Annotated in this window: 22 protein-coding genes; 5 read left to right on the top strand and 17 right to left on the bottom strand. The window is 59.0% G+C overall.

What is annotated here, in order from left to right:
- Nucleotides 1-8: 8 nt before the first annotated feature.
- The 4 genes from rapZ to QEZ52_RS03490 are packed head-to-tail and all read right to left on the bottom strand — an operon-like array spanning nt 9 to nt 3792.
- Nucleotides 9-875 (bottom strand): RNase adapter RapZ, encoded by an 867-nt coding sequence (rapZ, locus tag QEZ52_RS03505; RefSeq protein ID WP_406648018.1) that lies wholly within the window; start codon nt 873-875, stop codon nt 9-11.
- Nucleotides 876-882: 7 nt separating this feature from the next.
- Nucleotides 883-1332, bottom strand: coding sequence for an HPr kinase/phosphorylase (locus QEZ52_RS03500; RefSeq protein WP_406648017.1), 450 nt, complete (start codon nt 1330-1332; stop codon nt 883-885).
- A 3-nt stretch (nt 1333-1335) separates the two neighbouring features.
- Nucleotides 1336-3045 carry a sensor histidine kinase gene (locus tag QEZ52_RS03495; protein WP_406648016.1) on the bottom strand — a complete coding sequence of 570 codons (1710 nt, stop codon included), beginning with the start codon at nt 3043-3045 and terminating at the stop codon, nt 1336-1338.
- Between the two features lie 45 nt (nt 3046-3090).
- A complete protein-coding gene (locus tag QEZ52_RS03490; RefSeq protein WP_406648015.1) occupies nt 3091-3792 on the bottom strand; it encodes a response regulator transcription factor in 702 nt (233 codons plus the stop codon).
- Nucleotides 3793-4131: 339 nt separating this feature from the next.
- Between QEZ52_RS03490 and QEZ52_RS03485 the strand changes: the two genes are divergently transcribed.
- Nucleotides 4132-5730 (top strand): phosphoenolpyruvate carboxykinase (ATP), encoded by a 1599-nt coding sequence (locus QEZ52_RS03485; RefSeq protein ID WP_406648014.1) that lies wholly within the window; start codon nt 4132-4134, stop codon nt 5728-5730.
- A 103-nt stretch (nt 5731-5833) separates the two neighbouring features.
- Here the strand turns inward: QEZ52_RS03485 and QEZ52_RS03480 are convergent, their stop codons facing one another.
- Entirely contained in the window at nt 5834-6601 is a 768-nt protein-coding gene (locus tag QEZ52_RS03480) for a sulfite exporter TauE/SafE family protein (protein WP_406648013.1), read from the bottom strand.
- Between the two features lie 146 nt (nt 6602-6747).
- On the opposite strand from QEZ52_RS03480, the gene QEZ52_RS03475 reads away from it, so the two are divergent.
- Nucleotides 6748-8448, top strand: coding sequence for an acyl-CoA dehydrogenase family protein (locus QEZ52_RS03475; RefSeq protein WP_406648012.1), 1701 nt, complete (start codon nt 6748-6750; stop codon nt 8446-8448).
- Between the two features lie 75 nt (nt 8449-8523).
- On the opposite strand, the gene QEZ52_RS03470 is transcribed toward QEZ52_RS03475, so the two are convergent.
- Entirely contained in the window at nt 8524-9444 is a 921-nt protein-coding gene (locus QEZ52_RS03470) for a DMT family transporter (protein WP_406648011.1), read from the bottom strand.
- A 182-nt stretch (nt 9445-9626) separates the two neighbouring features.
- Here QEZ52_RS03470 and QEZ52_RS03465 point away from each other — a divergent pair, with 182 nt between their 5' ends.
- The 3 genes from QEZ52_RS03465 to QEZ52_RS03455 all read left to right on the top strand — a co-directional run bounded on the left by QEZ52_RS03465 (nt 9627) and on the right by QEZ52_RS03455 (nt 11897).
- The gene (locus tag QEZ52_RS03465) at nt 9627-10340 is read left to right on the top strand and encodes an SGNH/GDSL hydrolase family protein (protein WP_406648009.1); all 714 of its coding nucleotides are present in this window, start codon (nt 9627-9629) and stop codon (nt 10338-10340) included.
- Nucleotides 10341-10405: 65 nt separating this feature from the next.
- The gene (locus tag QEZ52_RS03460) at nt 10406-11434 is read left to right on the top strand and encodes an SDR family oxidoreductase (RefSeq protein WP_406648007.1); all 1029 of its coding nucleotides are present in this window, start codon (nt 10406-10408) and stop codon (nt 11432-11434) included.
- A 73-nt stretch (nt 11435-11507) separates the two neighbouring features.
- Nucleotides 11508-11897, top strand: a complete 390-nt coding sequence (locus tag QEZ52_RS03455) for an META domain-containing protein (protein WP_406648006.1) — start codon at nt 11508-11510, stop codon at nt 11895-11897.
- Here QEZ52_RS03455 and recO read toward each other — a convergent pair.
- The 11 genes from recO to rpoZ form a co-directional block, all read right to left on the bottom strand.
- A complete protein-coding gene (gene recO, locus QEZ52_RS03450) occupies nt 11881-12606 on the bottom strand; it encodes a DNA repair protein RecO (RefSeq protein ID WP_406648005.1) in 726 nt (241 codons plus the stop codon). The two genes, QEZ52_RS03455 and recO, sit on opposite strands and share 17 nt — an antisense overlap.
- Nucleotides 12607-12905: 299 nt before the next feature.
- Entirely contained in the window at nt 12906-13235 is a 330-nt protein-coding gene (locus tag QEZ52_RS03445; protein ID WP_406648004.1) for a DUF1491 family protein, read from the bottom strand.
- Nucleotides 13232-14140, bottom strand: a complete 909-nt coding sequence (era, locus tag QEZ52_RS03440; RefSeq protein WP_406648001.1) for a GTPase Era — start codon at nt 14138-14140, stop codon at nt 13232-13234. Before era ends, QEZ52_RS03445 begins: the two co-directional genes overlap by 4 nt.
- Nucleotides 14137-14823 carry a ribonuclease III family protein gene (rnc, locus tag QEZ52_RS03435; protein WP_406648000.1) on the bottom strand — a complete coding sequence of 229 codons (687 nt, stop codon included), beginning with the start codon at nt 14821-14823 and terminating at the stop codon, nt 14137-14139. The genes era and rnc overlap by 4 nt, the downstream gene beginning before the upstream one ends.
- Nucleotides 14820-15656 (bottom strand): signal peptidase I, encoded by an 837-nt coding sequence (gene lepB, locus QEZ52_RS03430; RefSeq protein ID WP_406647998.1) that lies wholly within the window; start codon nt 15654-15656, stop codon nt 14820-14822. Before lepB ends, rnc begins: the two co-directional genes overlap by 4 nt.
- 60 nt (nt 15657-15716) lie before the next feature.
- Nucleotides 15717-16136: a holo-ACP synthase gene (acpS, locus tag QEZ52_RS03425; RefSeq protein WP_406647996.1), complete on the bottom strand. Its 420-nt coding sequence runs from the start codon at nt 16134-16136 to the stop codon at nt 15717-15719.
- Nucleotides 16133-16759, bottom strand: coding sequence for a LysE family translocator (locus QEZ52_RS03420; RefSeq protein WP_406647994.1), 627 nt, complete (start codon nt 16757-16759; stop codon nt 16133-16135). The genes acpS and QEZ52_RS03420 overlap by 4 nt, the downstream gene beginning before the upstream one ends.
- Entirely contained in the window at nt 16752-17501 is a 750-nt protein-coding gene (locus tag QEZ52_RS03415; protein WP_406647992.1) for a pyridoxine 5'-phosphate synthase, read from the bottom strand. The genes QEZ52_RS03420 and QEZ52_RS03415 overlap by 8 nt, the downstream gene beginning before the upstream one ends.
- Nucleotides 17502-17595: 94 nt before the next feature.
- On the bottom strand, nt 17596-18228 hold the full coding sequence (locus tag QEZ52_RS03410) for a DUF2062 domain-containing protein (RefSeq protein ID WP_406647990.1): 633 nt from the start codon (nt 18226-18228) through the stop codon (nt 17596-17598).
- A 32-nt stretch (nt 18229-18260) separates the two neighbouring features.
- Complete coding sequence (locus tag QEZ52_RS03405; protein WP_406647988.1) at nt 18261-20393, bottom strand: bifunctional (p)ppGpp synthetase/guanosine-3',5'-bis(diphosphate) 3'-pyrophosphohydrolase; 2133 nt, start codon at nt 20391-20393, stop codon at nt 18261-18263.
- Nucleotides 20394-20427: 34 nt separating this feature from the next.
- On the bottom strand, nt 20428-20781 hold the full coding sequence (gene rpoZ, locus QEZ52_RS03400) for a DNA-directed RNA polymerase subunit omega (RefSeq protein WP_406647986.1): 354 nt from the start codon (nt 20779-20781) through the stop codon (nt 20428-20430).
- Between the last annotated feature and the right edge of the window lie 34 nt (nt 20782-20815).

Raw genomic sequence — 20815 nt, 5'->3', positions numbered from 1 at the left:
CGCTAAGTCTATCGCCTGTCTTTCAGCTCGCGATGCCTAATTGACACTTGCTGGCCGTCTTCTGCAAGGGCCTTGGCCAGGCTTTCTGCAATAACAACAGATCTATGTTGCCCCCCGGTACATCCAAAGGCGATCGAAAGATAGGATTTCCCCTCTGCCTTGTATGCTGGCAGCAATAGCCGGGCCAAATCCACCACCCTGTCAAAAAATGGTTTGAACAGCGGATCTGCCTGCACATGCGTCGCCACGGCGATATCGCGACCGTCCTTTTGCCGCAGTTGCGACACCCAATACGGGTTGGATAAAAACCGGCAGTCAAACACCATGTCCACGCCGCGCGGCAATCCCCGTTTGTAGGAAAATGATTGCAGCGACACGGCCAGAATCTTGCCAGTCTCGGGCGCAAAAAATCGAAATATCTCGTCCCGCAACTGGTGAACATTCAGGTCCGACGTCTCAACAAGCGTGTCCGCCTGGTCGCGGATCGGGGCCATCAGGTCCAATTCCCGTTCGATCCCGATTGCTGGTGATTCAGCCGGTGCCATCGGATGCGTGCGCCGGGTTTCCGAATAGCGGCGCAACAGAACGTCCGGAGCTGCGTCCAGATACAGGATGTTCACCTCGATATCCGATCGTCCAGCCAGTTCTTCGATCAGATCCAAAAGCGCAGTGGTCGAAAAATCGCGATTACGGATATCCATACCCAACGCCAGTGGGTGGTCCCATTCTGACCCCTGCAAAAGACGCGGCAACAGCCGCAAGGGCAGATTATCAATGGTTTCGAACCCCAGGTCTTCGAGCACATTGATCGCAGTGGAACGGCCCGCGCCTGACGGCCCGGTCACCAAAACCAATCGTTTGGGAGCAGTGTTCATCTTGGCCTCATGGTGTGTGACGCCCGCATTTCAGATAGTGCAGCAGCGACGCCGCAAAAACCGGACTGTTCACTCTTTTCAACAATGTAAGCTGAAGCCCAAGCAGTTCAATCATATGATGGTCCGGCAGGCGGTTCTCTTCGGTCTGATCCAGATCCACAACTGTATGGATCACCGCAGTGTCGCGGTGATCCGCCCGCAACACTCCAAGGCCGCGCATTTCGATCAGACCTGCGATTGCCGCTGGCACGCGCGCCACGAGATCGGCCCCCTGCCGCTTGAGCTCCACCCTGTCATCCGCAACCAACGTCGCGCCCAACCCCATCAATTGCAACGCGAGCCCGGATTTTCCGCTTCCTGATTTCCCCAGGATCAGCACCCCCCTGTCATCGACCGAAACACAGGCAGCATGCAGGATCAGTGTATTGGAGACGCTGGTGGGATCAGAGCCGGACATGGATCAAAGCGGCAGACCCACGACGAAACGGGCACCCAAGGGGTCCGACGTGATATCTGCCTCGGTCGGGCGGATGTTTTCGGCCCAGATGACACCGCCATGAGATTCGATGATCTGTTTCGAAATCGCCAGCCCCAGACCCGAATTGTTTCCAAAATGTTCGTCGGGCCGCTGGGAATAAAAGCGCTTGAAGATCTTGGTCAGCGCCTGGTCCGGTATCCCGGGTCCGGTGTCTTCAACCACGATCAGAACCCGGTTTTTCCGTCGTCTGGCCCAAACCCGAATGGCATCGCCTTCTTCGCAGAACGAAATCGCATTCGTGATCAGGTTGACAAACACCTGCGCCAACCGCGCCTCGAGCCCATGAACGATGATCGGGTCGGCGGGCATGTCGGTGATATAGTCTATTTGTTTGGATCGCGCGTCTTCGCCCAGGAACTGGTTCAGGTTGCCCAGCATTTGCAGCAGGTCGAAATCAACCTGCTCTTCCTTGACCAACTCAGCATCCAACCGCGACGCATTCGAAATATCGCTGACCAGCCGATCCAGCCGACGAACGTCATGTTCGATGACTTCCATCAGTTTTTCCCGCTGGTCATCGCGTTTGACCATCCGCAAAGTTCCCACGGCCGACTGCAGGCTGGCCAAAGGATTTTTGATTTCATGTGCCACATCGGCTGCGAATTGTTCGTTGCCGTCAATCCGATTGTAGAGCGCCTTGACCATACCACGCAAAGCCCGGCTGAGCCGACCGATTTCGTCCGGGCGGGCGCTGAGATCAGGAATACGGATCCGCCCCTTGTCTGCGTTGCGGCTGTTGCGTTCACGGCCCAGTTCGGCCGCTTCTGCAAGATCAGCCAACGGATTGGCAATCGTGGACGCCAAAACCAGACTCAACCCGACAGAGACCAACAGCGCAACAACGAACATTTGCAGCACACGCTCCCGCTCGCCGCGGACCAACGCGTCCACTTCACCCGAAGGGCTGGTCAGGACGACGACGCCGACCGCCACCCCATTGTGCAGAATGGGTGTCGCGACAGAAAATACCCGCCCCCCATCGGGGCCAATCAGGGTTTTGGCCTGGGTTTGCCCTTGGAGGGCCAGCGGTGCCAACGCCTTGAACTGAGAGACAAGATCTGGTGCCGCTGTTGTCTGGTTCGAAGACACAAGCCCGGACACGAGCGACCAGACCCAGGACAACCCGTCCGTCAACACCGTCCGCCCTTCGGTTTCCGACTGAGCACCCGGGATAATCTCTTGCTGCCCCACGCCCTGAATGCGTCCGACAATCGTGTCGCTGGTGTCAAAAATCAGCACCTCTTCACCGCGTTGCAGCGTCAGCGCCTTCAGCGTGCCGGGCACATCAATGCCGTCACCCGTTGTCAGGTTGACCGGGCTGCTCGCGGGCAGCTGGGCCTCAAAGACATCCGATACCAGATGGGCCTCTCCGACCAGGGTCCGCGCGCGCTGAACAACCAGGCTGTCGCGGGTAGAGTTGAGATACAGGATCCCAGAGACCAGAATGATCAGCGCAATCAGGTTGAAGGTAACGATCTTGCGCGTCAACGGAGACCCGCGCAACGGCAGGAAACCTCGACGCGCCCGTTTGGCCCGCATCTCTTCGGCGACAGTATTGTCTGGCGCGATCCAATCGTCGCCCAGCACAACATCGCCGTTGCGATGAGTTTGAGATGTGGTTGTATCGCGCAAAACCGTTGTTCGCTCCTGTTGCCGATCCTGGTTCAGACCGGTCGCCTATTCTTCGTTGTACCGGTATCCGATCCCGTACAGCGTCTCGATCGCCGAAAAATCAGGGTCCGCAGTTCGCATTTTCTTGCGCAAACGTTTGATGTGGCTGTCGATGGTTCGGTCGTCCACATAAACCTGATCGTCATAGGCCACATCCATCAGCTGATCGCGTGACTTTACGAACCCCGGCCGTTGGGCCAACGCCTGCAACAGCAGGAACTCGGTCACTGTCAGGGACACATCGTTGCCCTTCCAGCTGACCGAATGGCGCAGCGGATCCATCCGCAATTCGCCCCGTTCCATGACCTTCGCCTCGGGGCTCGACCCTGCGGCGTCACCGATAAAGGCGTCCTGGCGGCGCAACAGCGCCCTGATCCGCTCGACCAACAGACGCTGGGAAAAGGGTTTCTTTACATAGTCATCTGCGCCCATGCGCAGGCCCAGGACTTCGTCGATTTCATCATCCTTGGACGTCAGGAAAATAACCGGCATCTGGGTTTTCTGGCGCAGACGCTGCAACAGATCCATACCATCCATGCGTGGCATCTTGATATCCAACACCGCCATATCCGGCAATTTCTTGTTGAACGCATCGAGCGCCGCCTGGCCGTCATTGTAGGTCTCAACCTCAAAGCCTTCGGCCTCAAGGGTCATCGAAACTGATGTCAGGATGTTCCTGTCATCATCAACCAATGCAATCTTTGACATCTGATGTGCCCCTATACTGCTCAAAACTGCTTTCTTTTTTGTTACATTAATCGCCTTTCCGGCCCCGCGAATCAATCCCAATCTGCGAATCACCTGCGCTATTCGGAACCATTTCGGCAAAAATACATTATCATTCGCTGAATCTTTGCCCAGTTACCGACCCCAAAAACCTTGGTTGCGCTAAACCTTGCCTTGATGGCGCTAACTGCGCCAAACCGTCCTGTTCATGCCCCGAAACGTCATGTTAAGACCGCGCCCATCGAAGGATTTTCGATCTTATTGCCCCACGGCGCTGCCAACAGGAATTTGGCCCGCGCGCCGACACAGGAGAAAAAACGCATGACATCTGGACGGGTTAACCCGCAATTCCGCCTCGAGGATCAGGGCATCGAGGGACTGGGAAATGTCTATTACAACTACATGGAGCCAGCGCTGATCCAAGAAGCGCTGAAGCGCGACGAAGGCACATTGGGCAACGGCGGGGCCTTCCTGGTCACCACCGGCAAATTCACAGGCCGGTCGCCCAAGGACAAACATGTCGTCAAAACCGACAGCGTGATTGACACCATCTGGTGGGAAAACAACGCCGCGATGTCGCCCGAAGGCTTTGATGCCCTGCATGCCGACATGCTCGAACACATGAAGGGCAAGGACTATTTCGTCCAGGATCTGGTTGGCGGTGCCGACCCGGCCCATGCCATCAATGTTCGCATGGTGACCGAGCTGGCATGGCACGGTCTGTTCATCCGCACCATGCTGCGCCGCCCCGACCGCGAAGACCTGAACGACTTTGTGTCCGACTTCACCGTCATCAACTGCCCCAGCTTTCAGGCGGACCCCGCCAAACACGACTGCCGGTCCGAAACTGTCATTGCGATGAACTTTGACAAGAAGATGATCCTGATCGGTGGCACAGAATATGCCGGCGAGAACAAGAAATCCGTCTTTACCCTGCTGAACTATCTGCTGCCCGAAAAAGGCATCATGCCGATGCATTGCTCTGCCAACCACGCCACCGGCAACCCGGTTGACGCGGCCGTGTTCTTTGGCCTGTCCGGCACCGGCAAGACGACCCTGTCCGCAGACCCTGCGCGCACCCTGATCGGGGATGACGAACATGGCTGGTCGGACCGTGGTACCTTCAACTTTGAAGGCGGCTGCTATGCCAAGACCATCAACCTGAATGCCGAAGCCGAACCGGAAATCTACGCGACGACGTCGAAATTCGGCACCGTCATCGAAAACATGGTGTTTGACCCGGAAACCAAGGAACTGGATTTCGACGATGACAGCCTGACCGCCAACATGCGCTGTGCCTATCCGCTCGAATACATATCCAATGCGTCCAGCAGCGCCATGGGTGGTCACCCCAAGAACATCATCATGCTGACCTGTGACGCCTTTGGTGTTCTGCCTCCGATCGCGCGGCTGACACCGGCACAGGCGATGTACCACTTCCTGTCGGGCTTTACCTCGAAAGTGGCCGGAACCGAACGCGGCGTGACCGAGCCGGAACCGACGTTCTCGACCTGTTTTGGCGCGCCCTTCATGCCGCGTCGTCCCGAAGCCTACGGCAACCTGCTGCGTGAAAAGATCGCCCAGCACGGCGCAACCTGCTGGCTGGTCAACACCGGCTGGACCGGTGGGGCCTATGGCATCGGGTCGCGGATGCCGATCAAGGCAACCCGCGCCCTGCTGACCGCCGCGCTGGACGGATCACTGGTCGAGGCCGAATTCCGCAAGGACAGCAACTTTGGCTTTGACGTTCCGGTTTCTATGGCTGGTGTGCCCGAAGTGCTGCTGGATCCACGCCGGACCTGGGATGATCAGGCCGCCTATGACAGGCAGGCGGAAAAGCTGGTTCAGATGTTTTCGGAAAACTTCCAGCAATATCTGCCCTACATCGACGACGATGTAAAAGCCGCAGCCATTGGCTGATACCACAGTCTGACTGTCGTAAAACATGCGCCCGACGGATCCCCGGATCTGTCGGGCGCATTTGTTTTCATGCCTTTTCAACCCGGCCCGCGCGCACTACCGCTCAGCCCATGAGCCCCCGGCGCACAAGGTTCAAACCTGCGACTGTCAGGATGATCAATGTCGCTTTGCGAAACGTTGCCTGATCAATCCGGTCGTGCACCTTGGTGCCCAACCACATGCCCACAACAGCGGGCGCGATCAGACCGATCGACAACGGCAGGGTCTGCAGCCGCAAAACGCCAGACCCCAAATGCGCACCGACCAACGCCAACGCGCCCAACCCATAGATGACCCCTTGCACCCGAACCTGTTCAGTCTTGGGTGTATTCAGTGCGGTCAGATACAAGACCGTCGGCGGGCCCCATACGCCGGACATCCCACCAACCAGCCCGGCCATCAGACCAAACAAAGAGTCCGCCGACCGGGTCTGTTGGTGCATCTGGAACCGCACGCCCAGCAACTGAATCCCGGCAAAGACACAAATGGGAACCCCCAGAACCAACAGAAACGTCTGTGGCTCCAGTTGCGGGACCAGTTGCGCGCTCGCCATCAAAAAGACAAATCCGACCATCAGAAAAACCCGGAACCGATACACCGAAGCCCAGGCCTGTCGTGGCCCCTGTCGCAGGGCCTGCATGGCGTTGCTGGCGACCGTTGGCAAAATCAGCCCGGCCAACGCCAGTTCGGGTAACAGAAATGTGCTGAGCCCCGTGATCATGATCATCGGCATCCCAAATCCGACCATACCTTTGATCATGCCCCCCATCAGGGCAACCATCGCGGCGAAAACAAACTCGGCCGGGGTCATCAGAGATAAAATCGCTTCCATTTGGTTGTCTTAGCACTATCTGATTTTTCTGCACGCGCAAAAATATCCACGCAACTTTTGCAACAAATGCCGCAGTGCAACGTATTTTTGTTGCGCTGCACCTGCAAAGTGATTACGACCAAGCAACTCGAAATAGGATGTGATTCATGGCTCACGACGGACAGGACCTGCATATGACCGCCGATACTGCAAACGCGCCCCTTCTCCCCGATCTTCTGACCCTGACGGCAGCAGCCCTGCCACCGGTCACGCAATTGTTCGAACAGGGCCGCGAAGCGGTCCGGGCGCTGGTCAGCCAGGATGGCCGCGTATCGGGCAAGCTGATGGAACGCCACCAATCGGCTGCGCACGGTCTGTCGTGGCTGGCAACCTATGAACAATCGCTCAAACAGATGCAGGCCTGGGCCGAGCGCCTGCAAGCGGACGGAAAGTTCGGCGAGATCGAACAGCTGATCCACCAGATCGCATTCGGCGAATACCTGCACCAGCTGGCCGGCGGCATCCCGATGAACCAGGGCGAAGTCGTGCGCCTGCAGGAACTGGGCCTCGGCTGGGACGCGCTTTCGGGCTTCCAGTGCGCCGAAGTACAGACCCTGATGGCATCCGCCAACACCCAGGACGCCCGCACCCGTCTGGTCGAATTGATGCAGGAGCAATCCGCCAATATCACCGTCGGGGCCAGCGGCCTGGACGAAGAGCTGGAAATGATCCGCGAACAGTTCCGCCGCTTTGCCGTCGAACGCGTGGAACCCAACGCGCATGACTGGCACCTCAAGGACGAATTGATCCCGATGGAAATCATCGAGGAACTGGCCGAAATGGGTGTCTTTGGTCTGACCATCCCCGAAGAATACGGCGGCTTTGGCCTGTCCAAGGCGTCGATGGTTGTCGTGTCCGAAGAACTGTCGCGCGGCTATATTGGCGTCGGCAGCCTTGGCACCCGCTCTGAAATCGCGGCCGAGCTGATCCTGTGCGGCGGCACCGACGAACAAAAGGCCAATTGGCTGCCGAAACTGGCCAGCGCCGAAATCCTGCCTACCGCGGTCTTTACCGAACCCAACACCGGGTCCGATCTGGGCAGCTTGCGCACCCGCGCGGTCAAAGACGAGGATGGCAATTACAAGGTGACAGGCAATAAAACCTGGATCACCCACGCCGCCCGCACCCATGTGATGACCCTGCTGGCCCGCACCAATCCCGACACCACCGATCACCGGGGCCTGTCGATGTTCCTGGCCGAAAAGACCCCCGGCACGGATGACGCCCCCTTTCCCACGCCCGGCATGACCGGCGGCGAGATCGAAGTGCTGGGCTATCGCGGCATGAAGGAATATGAACTGGGTTTTGACGGGTTCGAAGTCAAAGGCGAAAACCTGCTGGGCGGCGAAGAGGGCAAAGGCTTTAAACAGCTGATGGAAACCTTTGAATCCGCCCGCATCCAGACCGCCGCCCGCGCCATCGGCGTGGCGCAATGTGCGCTGGATATCGGGATGCAATACGCCCAGGACCGCAAACAGTTCGGCAAATCGCTGATCGACTTCCCGCGCGTCTCAAGCAAGCTGGCGATGATGGCCGTCGAAATCATGATCGCCCGTCAGCTGACCTATTTCTCGGCTTGGGAAAAGGACCACGGACACCGCTGTGACCTCGAAGCAGGCATGGCAAAACTGCTGGGGGCCCGCGTCGCCTGGGCGGCGGCCGACAATGGTCTGCAAATCCACGGCGGCAACGGTTTTGCCCTGGAATACAAGATTTCCCGCGTTTTGTGCGACGCACGGATCCTGAACATCTTTGAAGGTGCTGCCGAAATTCAGGCACAGGTCATTGCGCGCCGCCTTCTGGGATAACTCGAACACTCCCCGGGGATTTCCCCGAACCTTGGGCCCGGCCATTTGTGCCGGGCCTTCTTTTTTGAACCACGCTCAAGCACGGATCCGACGCCGCAACGCAAACAATCGACCATCGGTGACGGCAAAGCCGACAGCGATAATAGCGAAACCGATCCACGCCTCGGGCCCCATTCGCTCGCCCAGAAACAATACGCCCAACCCGATGGCAAACGGCGGAATCAACAGCGTCACCAACATCAGGTTCGCGGCCCCGGCTCGTGCCAGGATCGCAAAATACAGCACATAAGCCAGCGCAGTCGACAGCGCCGCGACCCCTAGCAATGCCCCCCAGACACTGGCTGACAACCCGAGATTCGGCGGCCCGTCAATGACAATCACAATCGGGATCATCAACACTGTACTACCAATCAGCATCCCCAGGGCATTCATCAGCGGCGGTTGCCCGGACAGGGCCACCTTGCCCCAGACACTGGCAAATGCATAGGATAGCGCCGCCCCCAAAATGGCCAGCTGCGCCAGATTGCCCGGGTTGAAATCGCTCAGCGCCGATGGCCCCATGATAAAGGCAACCCCTGCCAGCCCCAACCCTGCCCCGATGAGCTTTCGGGCGGTCAGCGGTTCATCAACCAGCAACACCCCTGCCACAACCGCGCCAAACATGGCGGTGGTGCCATTCAGGATCGATGCCAAACCGCTTTCTATCTGCGTCTGCCCCCAGAAGATCAATGAAAACGGGATGGCGTTGTTCAACGCCCCCATCACCAGATAAGCGCCCCAGACACGCGCCGACCGTGGCCAACGGATCCCCTTGACCCAAACGATCACCATCAATAGCGGAACCGCCCACAGCACCCGGTGCAGCGTGATGGTCAACGGCGGTACCTCACGCAGCGCAATCTCGGCAAAGAAAAATGAGCCACCCCAAACAACGGCTAACAGCAACAGCAGGCAGATGGTCCTGAAGTTCATGGAAGTGGCTGAGGCGCGGGGCATTGGAATACATCCTGGATTGGGCGTCCCGTTCCAAATGCCGCACGGTCTGATCAAAAACGACCCGGATCCTGCGGAATACACGGATCCCGAGCTCGGTCGCCATAATTCCGCCCTTGGTTTACATTAAATGATAAATGAATCGCATAGCCCCAAACACCCAGTACACGGATTAAACCCACATCATGCTTTCCCGCCTTGGTCTGTTTTTAGCTCCTTTTCTGTTTTTGTCCGGTTGCGGTGAAGTCCCAAGCGAAACCCGCGAGGCCCGCATTCTGGCTGTCGGGGATTCGCTGATGGCGACTCACAGCATGACGGGACGCGCCATTTCCAATGTTGTGGAACAGCAACTGAACGAAGAAGTGGTGGACCGGTCGGTCATCGGGGCCCGCATGATCTATAACCTGCCGGTGTCGGGTGCTGCCGGAATGAGCATCCCCAAACAGTTCCGCACAGGCGACTGGGATTGGGTAATCGTCAACGGCGGTGGCAATGATTTGTGGTTGGGGTGCGGGTGTTTTGTCTGCAAGGGCAAGATGAACAAACTCATTTCCGAAGATGGGCGCCGGGGCACGATTCCCGGATTTCTGTACAAACTGCGCCAAACCGGCGCACAGGTCATCTATGTCGGCTATCTGCGCAGCCCCGGTCTGGGATCTCCGATCGAACATTGCCGTGACGAGGGCGAAGAACTGGAGCGCCGGATCGACAAGCTGGCCGACTTGGATCCGGGGGTGCATTTCCTGTCGCTCGCGGATCTGGTGCCGCATGGTGACAGGTCCTTTCATGGCATCGACATGATCCACCCGTCGCTCAAGGCCAGCGACGAAATCGGCAACCGGGTGGCCGCGATCATCAGCAACGCCCCTGCTCCGGCCGGTCCCAACAGTACCGAATGATCATCCCGCTTGTATTAATCTGAAATTCCCCGATCCTGATGCCTTAGCAACTTGGGGGAACCAACATGCCTGAAACAACTGTTCTGGTCACTGGCGCGACAGGATATATTGCCAAACACCTTGTATTGCAGCTGTTGAATGCCGGTTATCACGTTGTCGGATCGCTGCGAAACATGGCACGCGAAGCCGAGCTGCACACCGCATTGGCCCCCCATTTGACCGATCCGAATGCATTGTCCCGGCTCAGGGTTGTGCAATTGGACCTGATGTCCGATCCGGGATGGGACACCGCGATGACCGGGGTGGACGTGCTGATGCACACAGCATCGCCCTTTCCCATCGCCCAGCCCAAGGACGAGAACGAATTGATCCGCCCGGCGGTTGACGGGGCCTTGCGCGCGGTCAACGCCGCCAAGGCCGCCGGGATCAACCGGGTGATCATGACGTCGTCCTCTGTCGCGGTGATGAACGGCGACCTGCCACAGGGCAAGACGACATACGATGAAGAGGACTGGAGCGATTTGGATTACCCGTCGGTCACGCCCTATGTGAAATCCAAGACATTGGCCGAACGCGCAGTCTGGGACTGGCAGGCCAAAGACGCCCCCGACATGCAGATCACCATGATCAACCCGACCTTTGTCATGGGGCCACCATTGGACAACAACTATGGATCGTCGATTGACGTGATTGTCCGGCTGATCACCAGCAAGGATCCGATGCTGGCACGTTTCGGGATGCCCTGTGTCGATGTGCGCGACATTGCCCTGATGCATATTCGGGCCATGGAACGCCCCGACAGCGCGGGCCAGCGCATCCTCGGGGTGGACCGCTCGCTGTGGTATGCGGACATGGCCCTGACCCTGAAAGGCGCATTTCCCGACCGCCGGATCGTAACACGCGTCGCGCCCAATCTCATCGTTCGCTTTCTCAGCCTGTTTGACGCCGAAATCCGGTCCATCCTTCCGATTCTCGGGACGTCACCACAAGTGTCCAACAGCAAGGCCCGCGATCTGCTCGGGATCGACTTCCGCGACGTCCGCACTGGTATTCGCGAAGCCGGACAATATCTAATCGACAATCGGTTGGTCTGACCCCGGCACCGCGTGCGCCATACAGGGACCCATCAGCGCCAAACCGCCCGTCAACAAACCGGAGTTTCCATCTATGCGCTTCATGATGATCTTGGCCTTTCTGATACCCGGCGCGTGTCAAAGCGATGAAACCGTATCCGGCTATGGGGGCGGGGATCGGGTGTGGACCCTGGTCGAAATCGACGGACAGCCGTTTGCAAGCCGCGCCACGCTGACATTCCCTGACCGCGGGCAGATCGCAGGTCAGGCACCCTGCAACCGGTATTCGGCCATCATGGAGGCCCCCTATCCGTGGTTCGACACGGGGCCGGTGATTGCCACCAGAATGGCCTGCCCCGACCTGGATGCAGAAGACTTGTTCCTCTCCACGCTGGATGCGATGACCGAATCCGAAGTCTCCGGCAACACCCTGGTGCTGCGCGCCGAAGATGGCCGCGAGATGCTGTTTAAAGCCGACGAATAAACGCATCGACAAAGCGACCGCGTGCCTCTGGCAAGGCGCGATTGCCCAACGACGGGGCCAGCCTGGATTCGAGAAAGAACCCCGTCGTGCGCAGGGCCATAACAATTTCATCGTCTGATGCGTCGCCCTCGCCCCGCAAGATGGGCGGCAGCGGCAACAGCCTGTGTGCCCAATCGCCCGCACCATCGCGCGACACCGCCCGCCCGGATTTGGGGGACACATAGATCAGCCCGTCCCGCGCTCCGGTTACGGCACAGGTCGACAGGTCCAACCCGAACCCCATTTCGTTCAACAGGGCCATTTCCCACCGCAAATAGGCCAATCCCCAGATGTCGTCTTGCCCCAAGAGATCCAAAAGCTGCTCGGATTGGCGATACAACGCCGGGTGGGCCTCCCGCTCTGGCAGGCAAAAGCCCAACAGCGCAGTGACCGTATTCAGCCCGGCCAAGGCAAACCGCCCCGACAACGCCGCCGCCGCGCGACTGCGCAGTGGTTCGGGGTGATAGCTGCCCAGATGGTCCTCCAGCCGGGCCCGCCACGTCACGTCCAGCTGGGCTCCGGGTTGCAGAATCGGGGCCAGCTTGCGGCTGGTGCCACCCCGGACAACCCCGGCGTGCCGCCCGTGTTCCGCCGTAAAGACATCAATGATCGCTGACGTTTCGCCATGACGGCGCATGGACAGCAGGATTCCCTGATCGCGCCATTCCATACCCTGTTCCTCGCCTTGCCTGTCGCCCCGATACCAGATCGCATCCCCAGACGAACTGCAACCCTGCCGCCAGCAGCGCGGTTCTGCCACAACAGATCCGGGGGGCACCCGCACCTGGCCAGCCCGATCAGCGCACTTGGGCGGAGATCTTTGGCCGGGGTAATGTGTCGGGCGGCAATGTGTTGGTTGGTCGTGTGTCGGGGCGTGGTGTGTCGGGGCGTGGTGTGTCGGCCCGGGGACGCTGTATTGCGCTCAGAACGCATGGCAGGCACACCTAACCCGCGCTATTCCAGCCCAGTCTATTCCAGCCCGGCCTCACCCAGCAGGTGGCGTCCCTGACGGTCTTCCAGCTCGATCACCCACAGGTCCGGGTCGAACCCCTTCTGACGCTGGATGGCTGCGTCCACGTCGGGTTCGGCTCCAGTGATCAGCTCGACCCATTTTCGATCGCCGCTCATCAAATCATAGGATCGGTGCAGCGCCTGGGCCTGACCGTCCAATGTATTGACCTTGACCAGAACCGCACCGGCATCATCATCGCCGTGCGACACCACAAAAGCGGGAATGTCGGACAGCCGCAACCGGGTCAGATAGGCCTGAACCCAAAAGGATGCGACCAGCCCGGTCATGTATTGCCGTCTTTGAAATCCAGACCCATTTCCGAATAACGTTCGGATTCTTCGAGCCAGTTGGGGCGCACCTTGACCTGCAGGAACAGATGTACCCTGCGGCCCAGAAACTCTTCCAGCTCCATCCGGGCCGCCTGGGAGACCGATTTGATGGTTTCGCCCTTGTTGCCCAGAACGATCCCCTTGTGCCCGTCGCGCATCACATAGATGACCTGATCAATGCGGGCGGACCCGTCCTTGCGTTCCTGCCAGCTTTCGGTTTCCACGGTCAATTGATACGGCAGCTCCTGATGCAAGCGCAGGGTCAGCTTTTCCCGGGTCATTTCAGCAGCAATCATGCGCATCGGCAAATCGGCAATCTGATCTTCCGGGTACAGCCACGGCCCTTCGGGGAGCTTGCCGGCCAGCCAGGTGCGTAGGTGATCAACCCCATGCCCTTTTTCGGCAGAGATCATGAACGTTTCCGCGAAATCAAACCGATCGTTCAGATCCTTGGTCAACCCCAACAGCTTTTCCGACGCCACCCGGTCGATTTTGTTGATCGCCAGCGCCACGGTGCGCCCCTTGCCAATGCCCTGCAACCCTTCGAGGATTCGCTCAACACCTTCGGTCACGCCCCGATGAGCTTCGACCAGCAACACCACAACATCCGCATCCGCAGCCCCGCCCCAGGCCGCAGCCACCATGGCACGGTCCAGACGGCGGCGCGGTTGGAACAGACCGGGAGTGTCCACAAATACCAATTGTGACTCGCCCTCGATGGCGACACCCCGAATCCGGGCGCGGGTGGTTTGAACCTTGTGGGTGACGATCGACACCTTGGCCCCGACCATACGGTTGGTCAGGGTGGATTTGCCCGCGTTGGGCTCTCCGATCAGGGCGACAAATCCGGCGCGGGTGGTCATTTTGAATTCTCCAGAGTTTCCAGCAGCGTCTTTGCCGCCGCCTGTTCCGCCTGACGTTTCGATCCGGCGGTGGCCCGGGCTTCGGCGCCGCTTTCCAGTCGCACGGCGATGGTGAACATGGGCTGGTGGTCCGGTCCATCGCGCGACACCAGCACATAGGCCGGGGGTTTTTGGCGTTTCGCCTGCACAAATTCTTGCAAGGCAGTTTTGGGGTCGCGTGCGTCTTCTTCGACGGTGCCGATCCGGCTGCCCCACAAACGCAGGATCATCGCCTGTGCGGCCTCGAACCCGGCGTCGCGGTACACGGCCGCAATCACCGCCTCCATCGCGTCACCCAACAGCGCCAGCTTGCGCCGCCCGCCCGACATCATTTCAGACCGACCCAGTTTCAACACCGATCCCAGATCAATCTCGCGGGCCACATCGGCGCAGGCTTCCTTGCGCACCAGCGCATTGAACCGCGGGGCCAGCTGCCCCTCGGACGCCAATTTGTCATGTTCCAACAGCGCAGTGGCCATCACCAACCCCAGAACCCGATCCCCCAGAAACTCCAGCCGCTGATTGTCGGGGCGGGTGGACGAGGAAATCGACGCATGTGTCAACGCACGAATCAACAGCTCGGGGCGGGCAAATTCATGCCCGATCCGGTCTTCCAGTGCCTTTATGTCGGCCGAGAGTTTCAATTGACCCCCTTGAAGAATCGATCGCTGCGCCAGGTCCAGAAATACAACATGGATCGGCCCGCTGACGAGAACATGATGCGATCCGCGCGCCCGATCAGGTTTTCATAGGGCACGAACCCCACCCCGCCTGCCGCCTGCGGCAAACGGCTGTCTGCCGAATTGTCCCGGTTGTCACCCATAAAGAAATAATGCCCTTCGGGCACCAGATACACCGGCGTGTGATCCGACGCCTGGCTGCCAATATTCAGAACGACATGTTCGTTGCCATTGTCAAAGGTTTCAACGGCACGGGTCTTGGTACAGGTTCCACCTTCGCCCACAGGTCCGTTGCCGCAGCGCGGGGTCAACCCCTGGGGGCCCTGACGCCCCATGACTTCGTCAAAGTTTCCGGCCGGCGTCTGTGGCACCATCTTGCCGTTCAGATACAGGATTCCGTCCTTGACCTGGACCCTGTCGCCCGGCAGGCCAACCAGCCGTTTGATATAATCGCGCCCCGAAACAGGGTGGCGGAACACCACCACATCGCCGCGTTCAGGATCGCCACCAAACAGGCGGGTGTTGTCCCCGTCCAGAAATCCACAGACGTCTTCGGCATCCACATTCAACCCCACCACCGGAATCGAAACCGTTGGGCAGGACGCATAGGAATACCCATAGGCCATCTTGTTCACGAACAGGAAATCCCCGATCAACAGGGTTTCTTTCATCGACCCCGACGGGATCCAGAACGGTTGAAAGAACAGGGTGCGAAAGACACCGGCGATCAAAAGCGCATAGACAATGGTCTTGATGGTCTCGACAATGGCATTTCCGGACTTGGCTTTGGTGGCCATAAAGCTCTCCGAGTGGGGTTGGGGACTATTGGGGCTACATGCGGGGCCAAAGGGACGAAGTCAAGGCGACGCAGGATCACCAGCGCAGGGGTGCGCCTCGATCACGACAAAGGCCTGGGCCCAGGGGTGATCATCGGTCAGGGACACGTGAATGACCGCTTTGTGTCCGGGCGGTGTCATCTTGGCCAGGCGATCTGCGGCCCATCCCGTCACATGCATCACTGGCTGCCCCGTACGCAGGTTGGTCACAGACATGTCTTTCCAGGCGATTCCCATGCGCAGACCAGTGCCCAACGCCTTGGAACAGGCCTCCTTGGCAGCCCAACGTTTGGCATAGGTTCCCGCCACATCGCGGCGGCGTTCGGCTTTGCGCTGTTCGGTTTCAGTAAACACCCGATTGCGGAACCGATCCCCGAACCGATCCAGCGTTCTTTGAATACGCTCGATATTCGCCAGATCGGTGCCGATGCCCAATATCATGTCAGCCGCAGGGTCAGAATCTTGATGCTGGCCGCGCCGAACAACAGGCCAAATGTCAATTCAAACCACCGCCGTGATCGCGCGTAAACCCGCGCCACCGGGGCCCAGGAAAATAGCAACGCATAGCCCCAGAACACAAACGCAGACGTGCAGATCAAAGTGCCAAACAGCTGCCAGACAGTCGCCCATTCCGCACCGGGGGCCAGCACAATGGCATAAACCGACCCCCAGGCCAGAACCGGCTTTGGGTTGGTTAGATGCAACAGGATCCCCTTGGTGAACAGCGACCGGCCAGAGGGTTTAACGGGCACAACCGATCCCCCCTGCCAGGCTGAGCGCAGCGACTTCACCGCCAGATACAACAGATAGGCCGCACCGGCATAACGCACGGTTTCAAACACCCAGACATTGGACATCATGATCGCGGAAAACCCCAATGCCGCCGCGATACCCCAGGTGGCCGATCCGACCAAAACGCCACTGGACACCAACAGCCCCGGACCGCGCCCCAATGACATCGACGTGCCAACAATGGTCATATTGGTTGGCCCCGGGCTGCCGCCCGCAACGATCCATCCGGTTATGATCGCCCAGACAGGGATCAGATATTGGGCGCTATCCATTACGCGCCTCGTCCATCAGGCGGCGCATTTCGGCAATCGCCGGCTGCAATCCCTGAAAAATCGCCTCGCCAATCAGAAAATGGCCGATGTTCAGTTCCATGACCTCTGGAAAAGCCGCAACCGGTTTCACACAATCATAGGTGAACCCATGCCCCGCGTGCACCTCCAACCCCAATGAATGGGCAAAGGACGACATATTGCGCAGCGCCTCGAATTCACGGTCGCGATCGTCAAACCGCCCTTCGGAATGGGCATCACAGAATGCCCCGGCGTGCAGCTCCACCACTTCGGCACCAATGCGATGCGCGGCTTCGATCTGTTTCTGTTCGGCTGCGACAAAAATCGACACCCGGCACCCGGCGTCCCGCAGCGGCGCGATATAATGGGCCAGCCGGTTCTCTTCGCGCGCCACTTCCAACCCGCCTTCGGTTGTCCGTTCCTCGCGCTTTTCCGGCACGATGCACACCGCATGGGGTTTATGACGCAGCGCGATCTGCTGCATTTCCTCGGTCGCGGCCATCTCGAAATTCAACGGCACGCTCAGCGCATCCATCAACTGTTCGATATCCGCATCAACGATGTGGCGGCGATCTTCGCGCAGATGCGCCGTGATCCCGTCCGCGCCCGCCTGCTCGGCCAGGATGGCCGCCCGGACCGGATCGGGATAGGCCCCGCCGCGTGCATTTCGCACCGTGGCAACATGGTCGATATTCACGCCCAAACGCAGTTTATTCCCGGACATGCACACAGCTCCTCTGATCCGCTATGCGCCGACATTAGGATGCAAATCGGGCGGGTGAAACCAGTTTTCCGCCCCGACCCTCAGCGATTCCGCATCACTGCTCTTCAGCCTTGCGTTTGATGGCCTGGAATTTCGCCTTGATCTTGGAGCGGCGCCGTTTCTGGTAGGCCGCGATCAGCGGCAGCGTCAGAAGATAGGCCGCCGTGGCGGTGATCGCACCGGGGATCAACCCGCCCACCAGATAGGGATAGAACACTTCGTTGAAGAACAGCTTCAACCCTTCCCAATCGGCAGGGCGATCCATCATCAGGGCGAGCAGATTGTCAGCGAGATCCTTGCTGGCATCGACGAATTTTCCGACCAGTGATTTGTCGACCGTTTCATCGAATTCGGTCCCCAACAGAAAATGCCCCGTTTTCAGCGACACGACACCAATCGGAACATAGGTGAGCGGATTGCCAAAGAAGGTCGCGCTGAGCGCGGCGAGGATATTGCCATTCATGCCGCGTGCGATCAGGGCCGCCACCAGAAAATGCATCGTGTAAAACGGCGTAAAGGTGGTGAACACCCCGGCCCAGACACCCCGAGCAATCCGTTGCGGTGAATCAGGGAGCCGGCGGACCCGGTGTTTGACATACAGGAACGCACGCTTCCAACCACCGCGGGGCCAGAGGAACTCCCATATTGTGCGCAACACGGAGCGACGGTCTCGGCGTCTGAAAACCAACGATGTCGCCCTCTAATTGATCCTGTTTCGACCTATCGCGCCGCCGGAGCAGGCGACACCGTTTCACGAAATCTCTCGACCGCAGCCACATCGCTTTCTGCTTCCAATGCCAGCATGAGAGAATGCAATTGCTCGGCATCTCTCAATTCGACATTTGTCCTCAGCCGATAGAAATCCGGCTTGCGATCCAAAAACTCCAGATCGCTGATATTGGCCTTCTTCTCACCAATCAATGTGCAAATACGTCCCAGCACACCCGCATCATTGCCAATGGTCAGATCCAACGTGGTGCCATAGACGGCGGGATGGGTCCCGGCATTCCAATGCAGATCCACCCAGCGTTCAGGCTGCTCTTCGTAGCGGCTGAGAGAATCGCAATCGGCCGCATGAACGACAACGCCCCGCCCCCGATAGGTGATGCCGATGATGCGTTCCCCCGGCAGGGGCTGGCAACAGGGTGCCCGCTCAAAGCTTTGGCCCGGTTCCAGACCGATCACCGCGCGGCGCGGAGAAATCTGTTCGCCCTCGTCGGGTGCCAGATCAGGATACACCGCTTGGATCACGTCATGCGCGGTGGATTCGGCGCTGCCCAGCCGCGCCAAAAGCTCATTGCGTCCACTCAGGCGCATGTTCTTGGCCGCGGTATCCAACGCCTTGTCGGTGGCCTTTTTGTTGACCTGCTCGAATGCGACCCGCGCCAATTCGCGCCCCAGTTTGACAAACCGTTCACGGTCCGCTTCGCGCAGGGCGCGGCGAATGGCGGTGCGCGCCTTGCCGGTCACGGCAATCTCCAACCAGCTCACCTGCGGGGTCTGACCTTCGGCGGTGATGATCTCACAGCTTTGGCCGTTTTTCAGCCGGGTCCACAGCGGCACCCGAATGCCGTCGATCTTGGCCCCGACACAGGCATGACCAATCCGGGTGTGGATTGCATAGGCATAGTCGATCGGCGTCGCCCCCCGAGGCAGTTTGACCACGTCGCCCTTGGGAGAAAAACAGAACACCTGATCCGAATACATCTCGAGCTTGACCGCCTCGAGGAAATCCTCGTGATCTTCTTCGGCATCGAATTGTTCGGTCAGATTGGCAATCCATTTCGCCGGATCAACGGCAAACGGGTTTTCGGTGCGCACCCCGTCGCGATAGGACCAATGCGCCGCCACACCGGTTTCAGCCACGTCATGCATCTGCCGGGTGCGGATCTGCACTTCGACTCGTTTGCCATCGCGTCCCGACACCGTGGTGTGGATCGACCGATAGCCGTTGGTCTTGGGCTGGCTGATGTAATCCTTGAACCGGCCCGGCACCGCACGCCACCGTTGATGGATCGCGCCCAGGGTACGGTAACAATCTTCTTCGCTCTCGGTGATGATGCGAAAGCCGTAGATGTCGGACAGGCGCGAAAACCCCTGTTCCTTTTCCTGCATCTTGCGCCAGATCGAATAGGGTTTCTTGGCCCGGCCGAACACTTCGGCTTCGATCCCGGCCTTTTCCAGTTCCGACCGCATGTCCCCGGTGATCCGGTGGATCACATCGCCGGTTTCGCGCTGCAAGGTGATGAACCGGCGGATGATCGACTGACGCCCTTCGGGGTTCAGCACCCGAAACGCCAGATCTTCCAGCTCTTCGCGCATCCATTGCATCCCCATGCGCCCCGCCAGAGGCGCATAGATGTCCATGGTTTCGCGGGCCTTTTGCGCCTGTTTCTCCGGGCGCATTGCCTTGATCGTGCGCATGTTGTGCAGACGGTCGGCCAGTTTGACCAGAATAACCCGCAGGTCCTTGGACATGGCCATGAACAGCTTGCGAAAATTCTCGGCCTGTTTGGTTTCCCGGCTCGACAGTTGCAGGTTGGTCAGCTTGGTAACGCCATCGACCAGCATGGCAACTTCCTTGCCAAACAATTCCGCCACCTGGCCATAAGACGCCTTGGTGTCTTCGATGGTGTCATGCAGCAGGGCGGTGATGATGGTGGCATCATCCAGACGCTGTTCGGTCAGGATCGCGGCGACCGCAACAGGATGCGTGAAATAGGGCTCACCCGAATGGCGGGTCTGCCCTTCGTGCATCTGTTCGCCAAATTCATGGGCCAGCGCCAATCGTTCAGCATTGGTTTTTGGATTGTAATTGCGGACCAGCGCAATCAGGTCTTCAGATGAAATCATTTCCGGTCCGCATCCTTGAGTGTTCTTTGCGCGGTCAGCCCTGGCCTTGGGCCTCCATCAATGCCCGCAGCAGCTTTTCTTCGGACATGTCGTCTTCAACCGGCTTGTCGGATTCCGCACCCATCAGCAACGCCATCGAATCCTCTTCGGGTTCGTCGACTTCGATCTGCGACTGGTTGCTTTCGATCAGGCGTTCACGCAGATCATCCGCAGTCTGGGTTTCATCTGCGATTTCGCGCAGCGAAACAACAGGGTTCTTGTCGTTGTCACGGTCCACGGTCACCGGGGCACCGGCCGCAATTTCACGCGCCCGATGGGACGCCAGCATTACCAGTTCAAACCGGTTAGGAACTTTGTCTACGCAGTCTTCAACTGTTACGCGGGCCATTGGGACACTCCAGAAAAGAAAATTGGTCCAGAAG

Source organism: Aliisedimentitalea scapharcae, assembly GCF_045277565.1.
Taxonomy (GTDB): domain Bacteria; phylum Pseudomonadota; class Alphaproteobacteria; order Rhodobacterales; family Rhodobacteraceae; genus Aliisedimentitalea; species Aliisedimentitalea scapharcae.
This window is presented reverse-complemented; position numbering and strand designations above follow the sequence as displayed.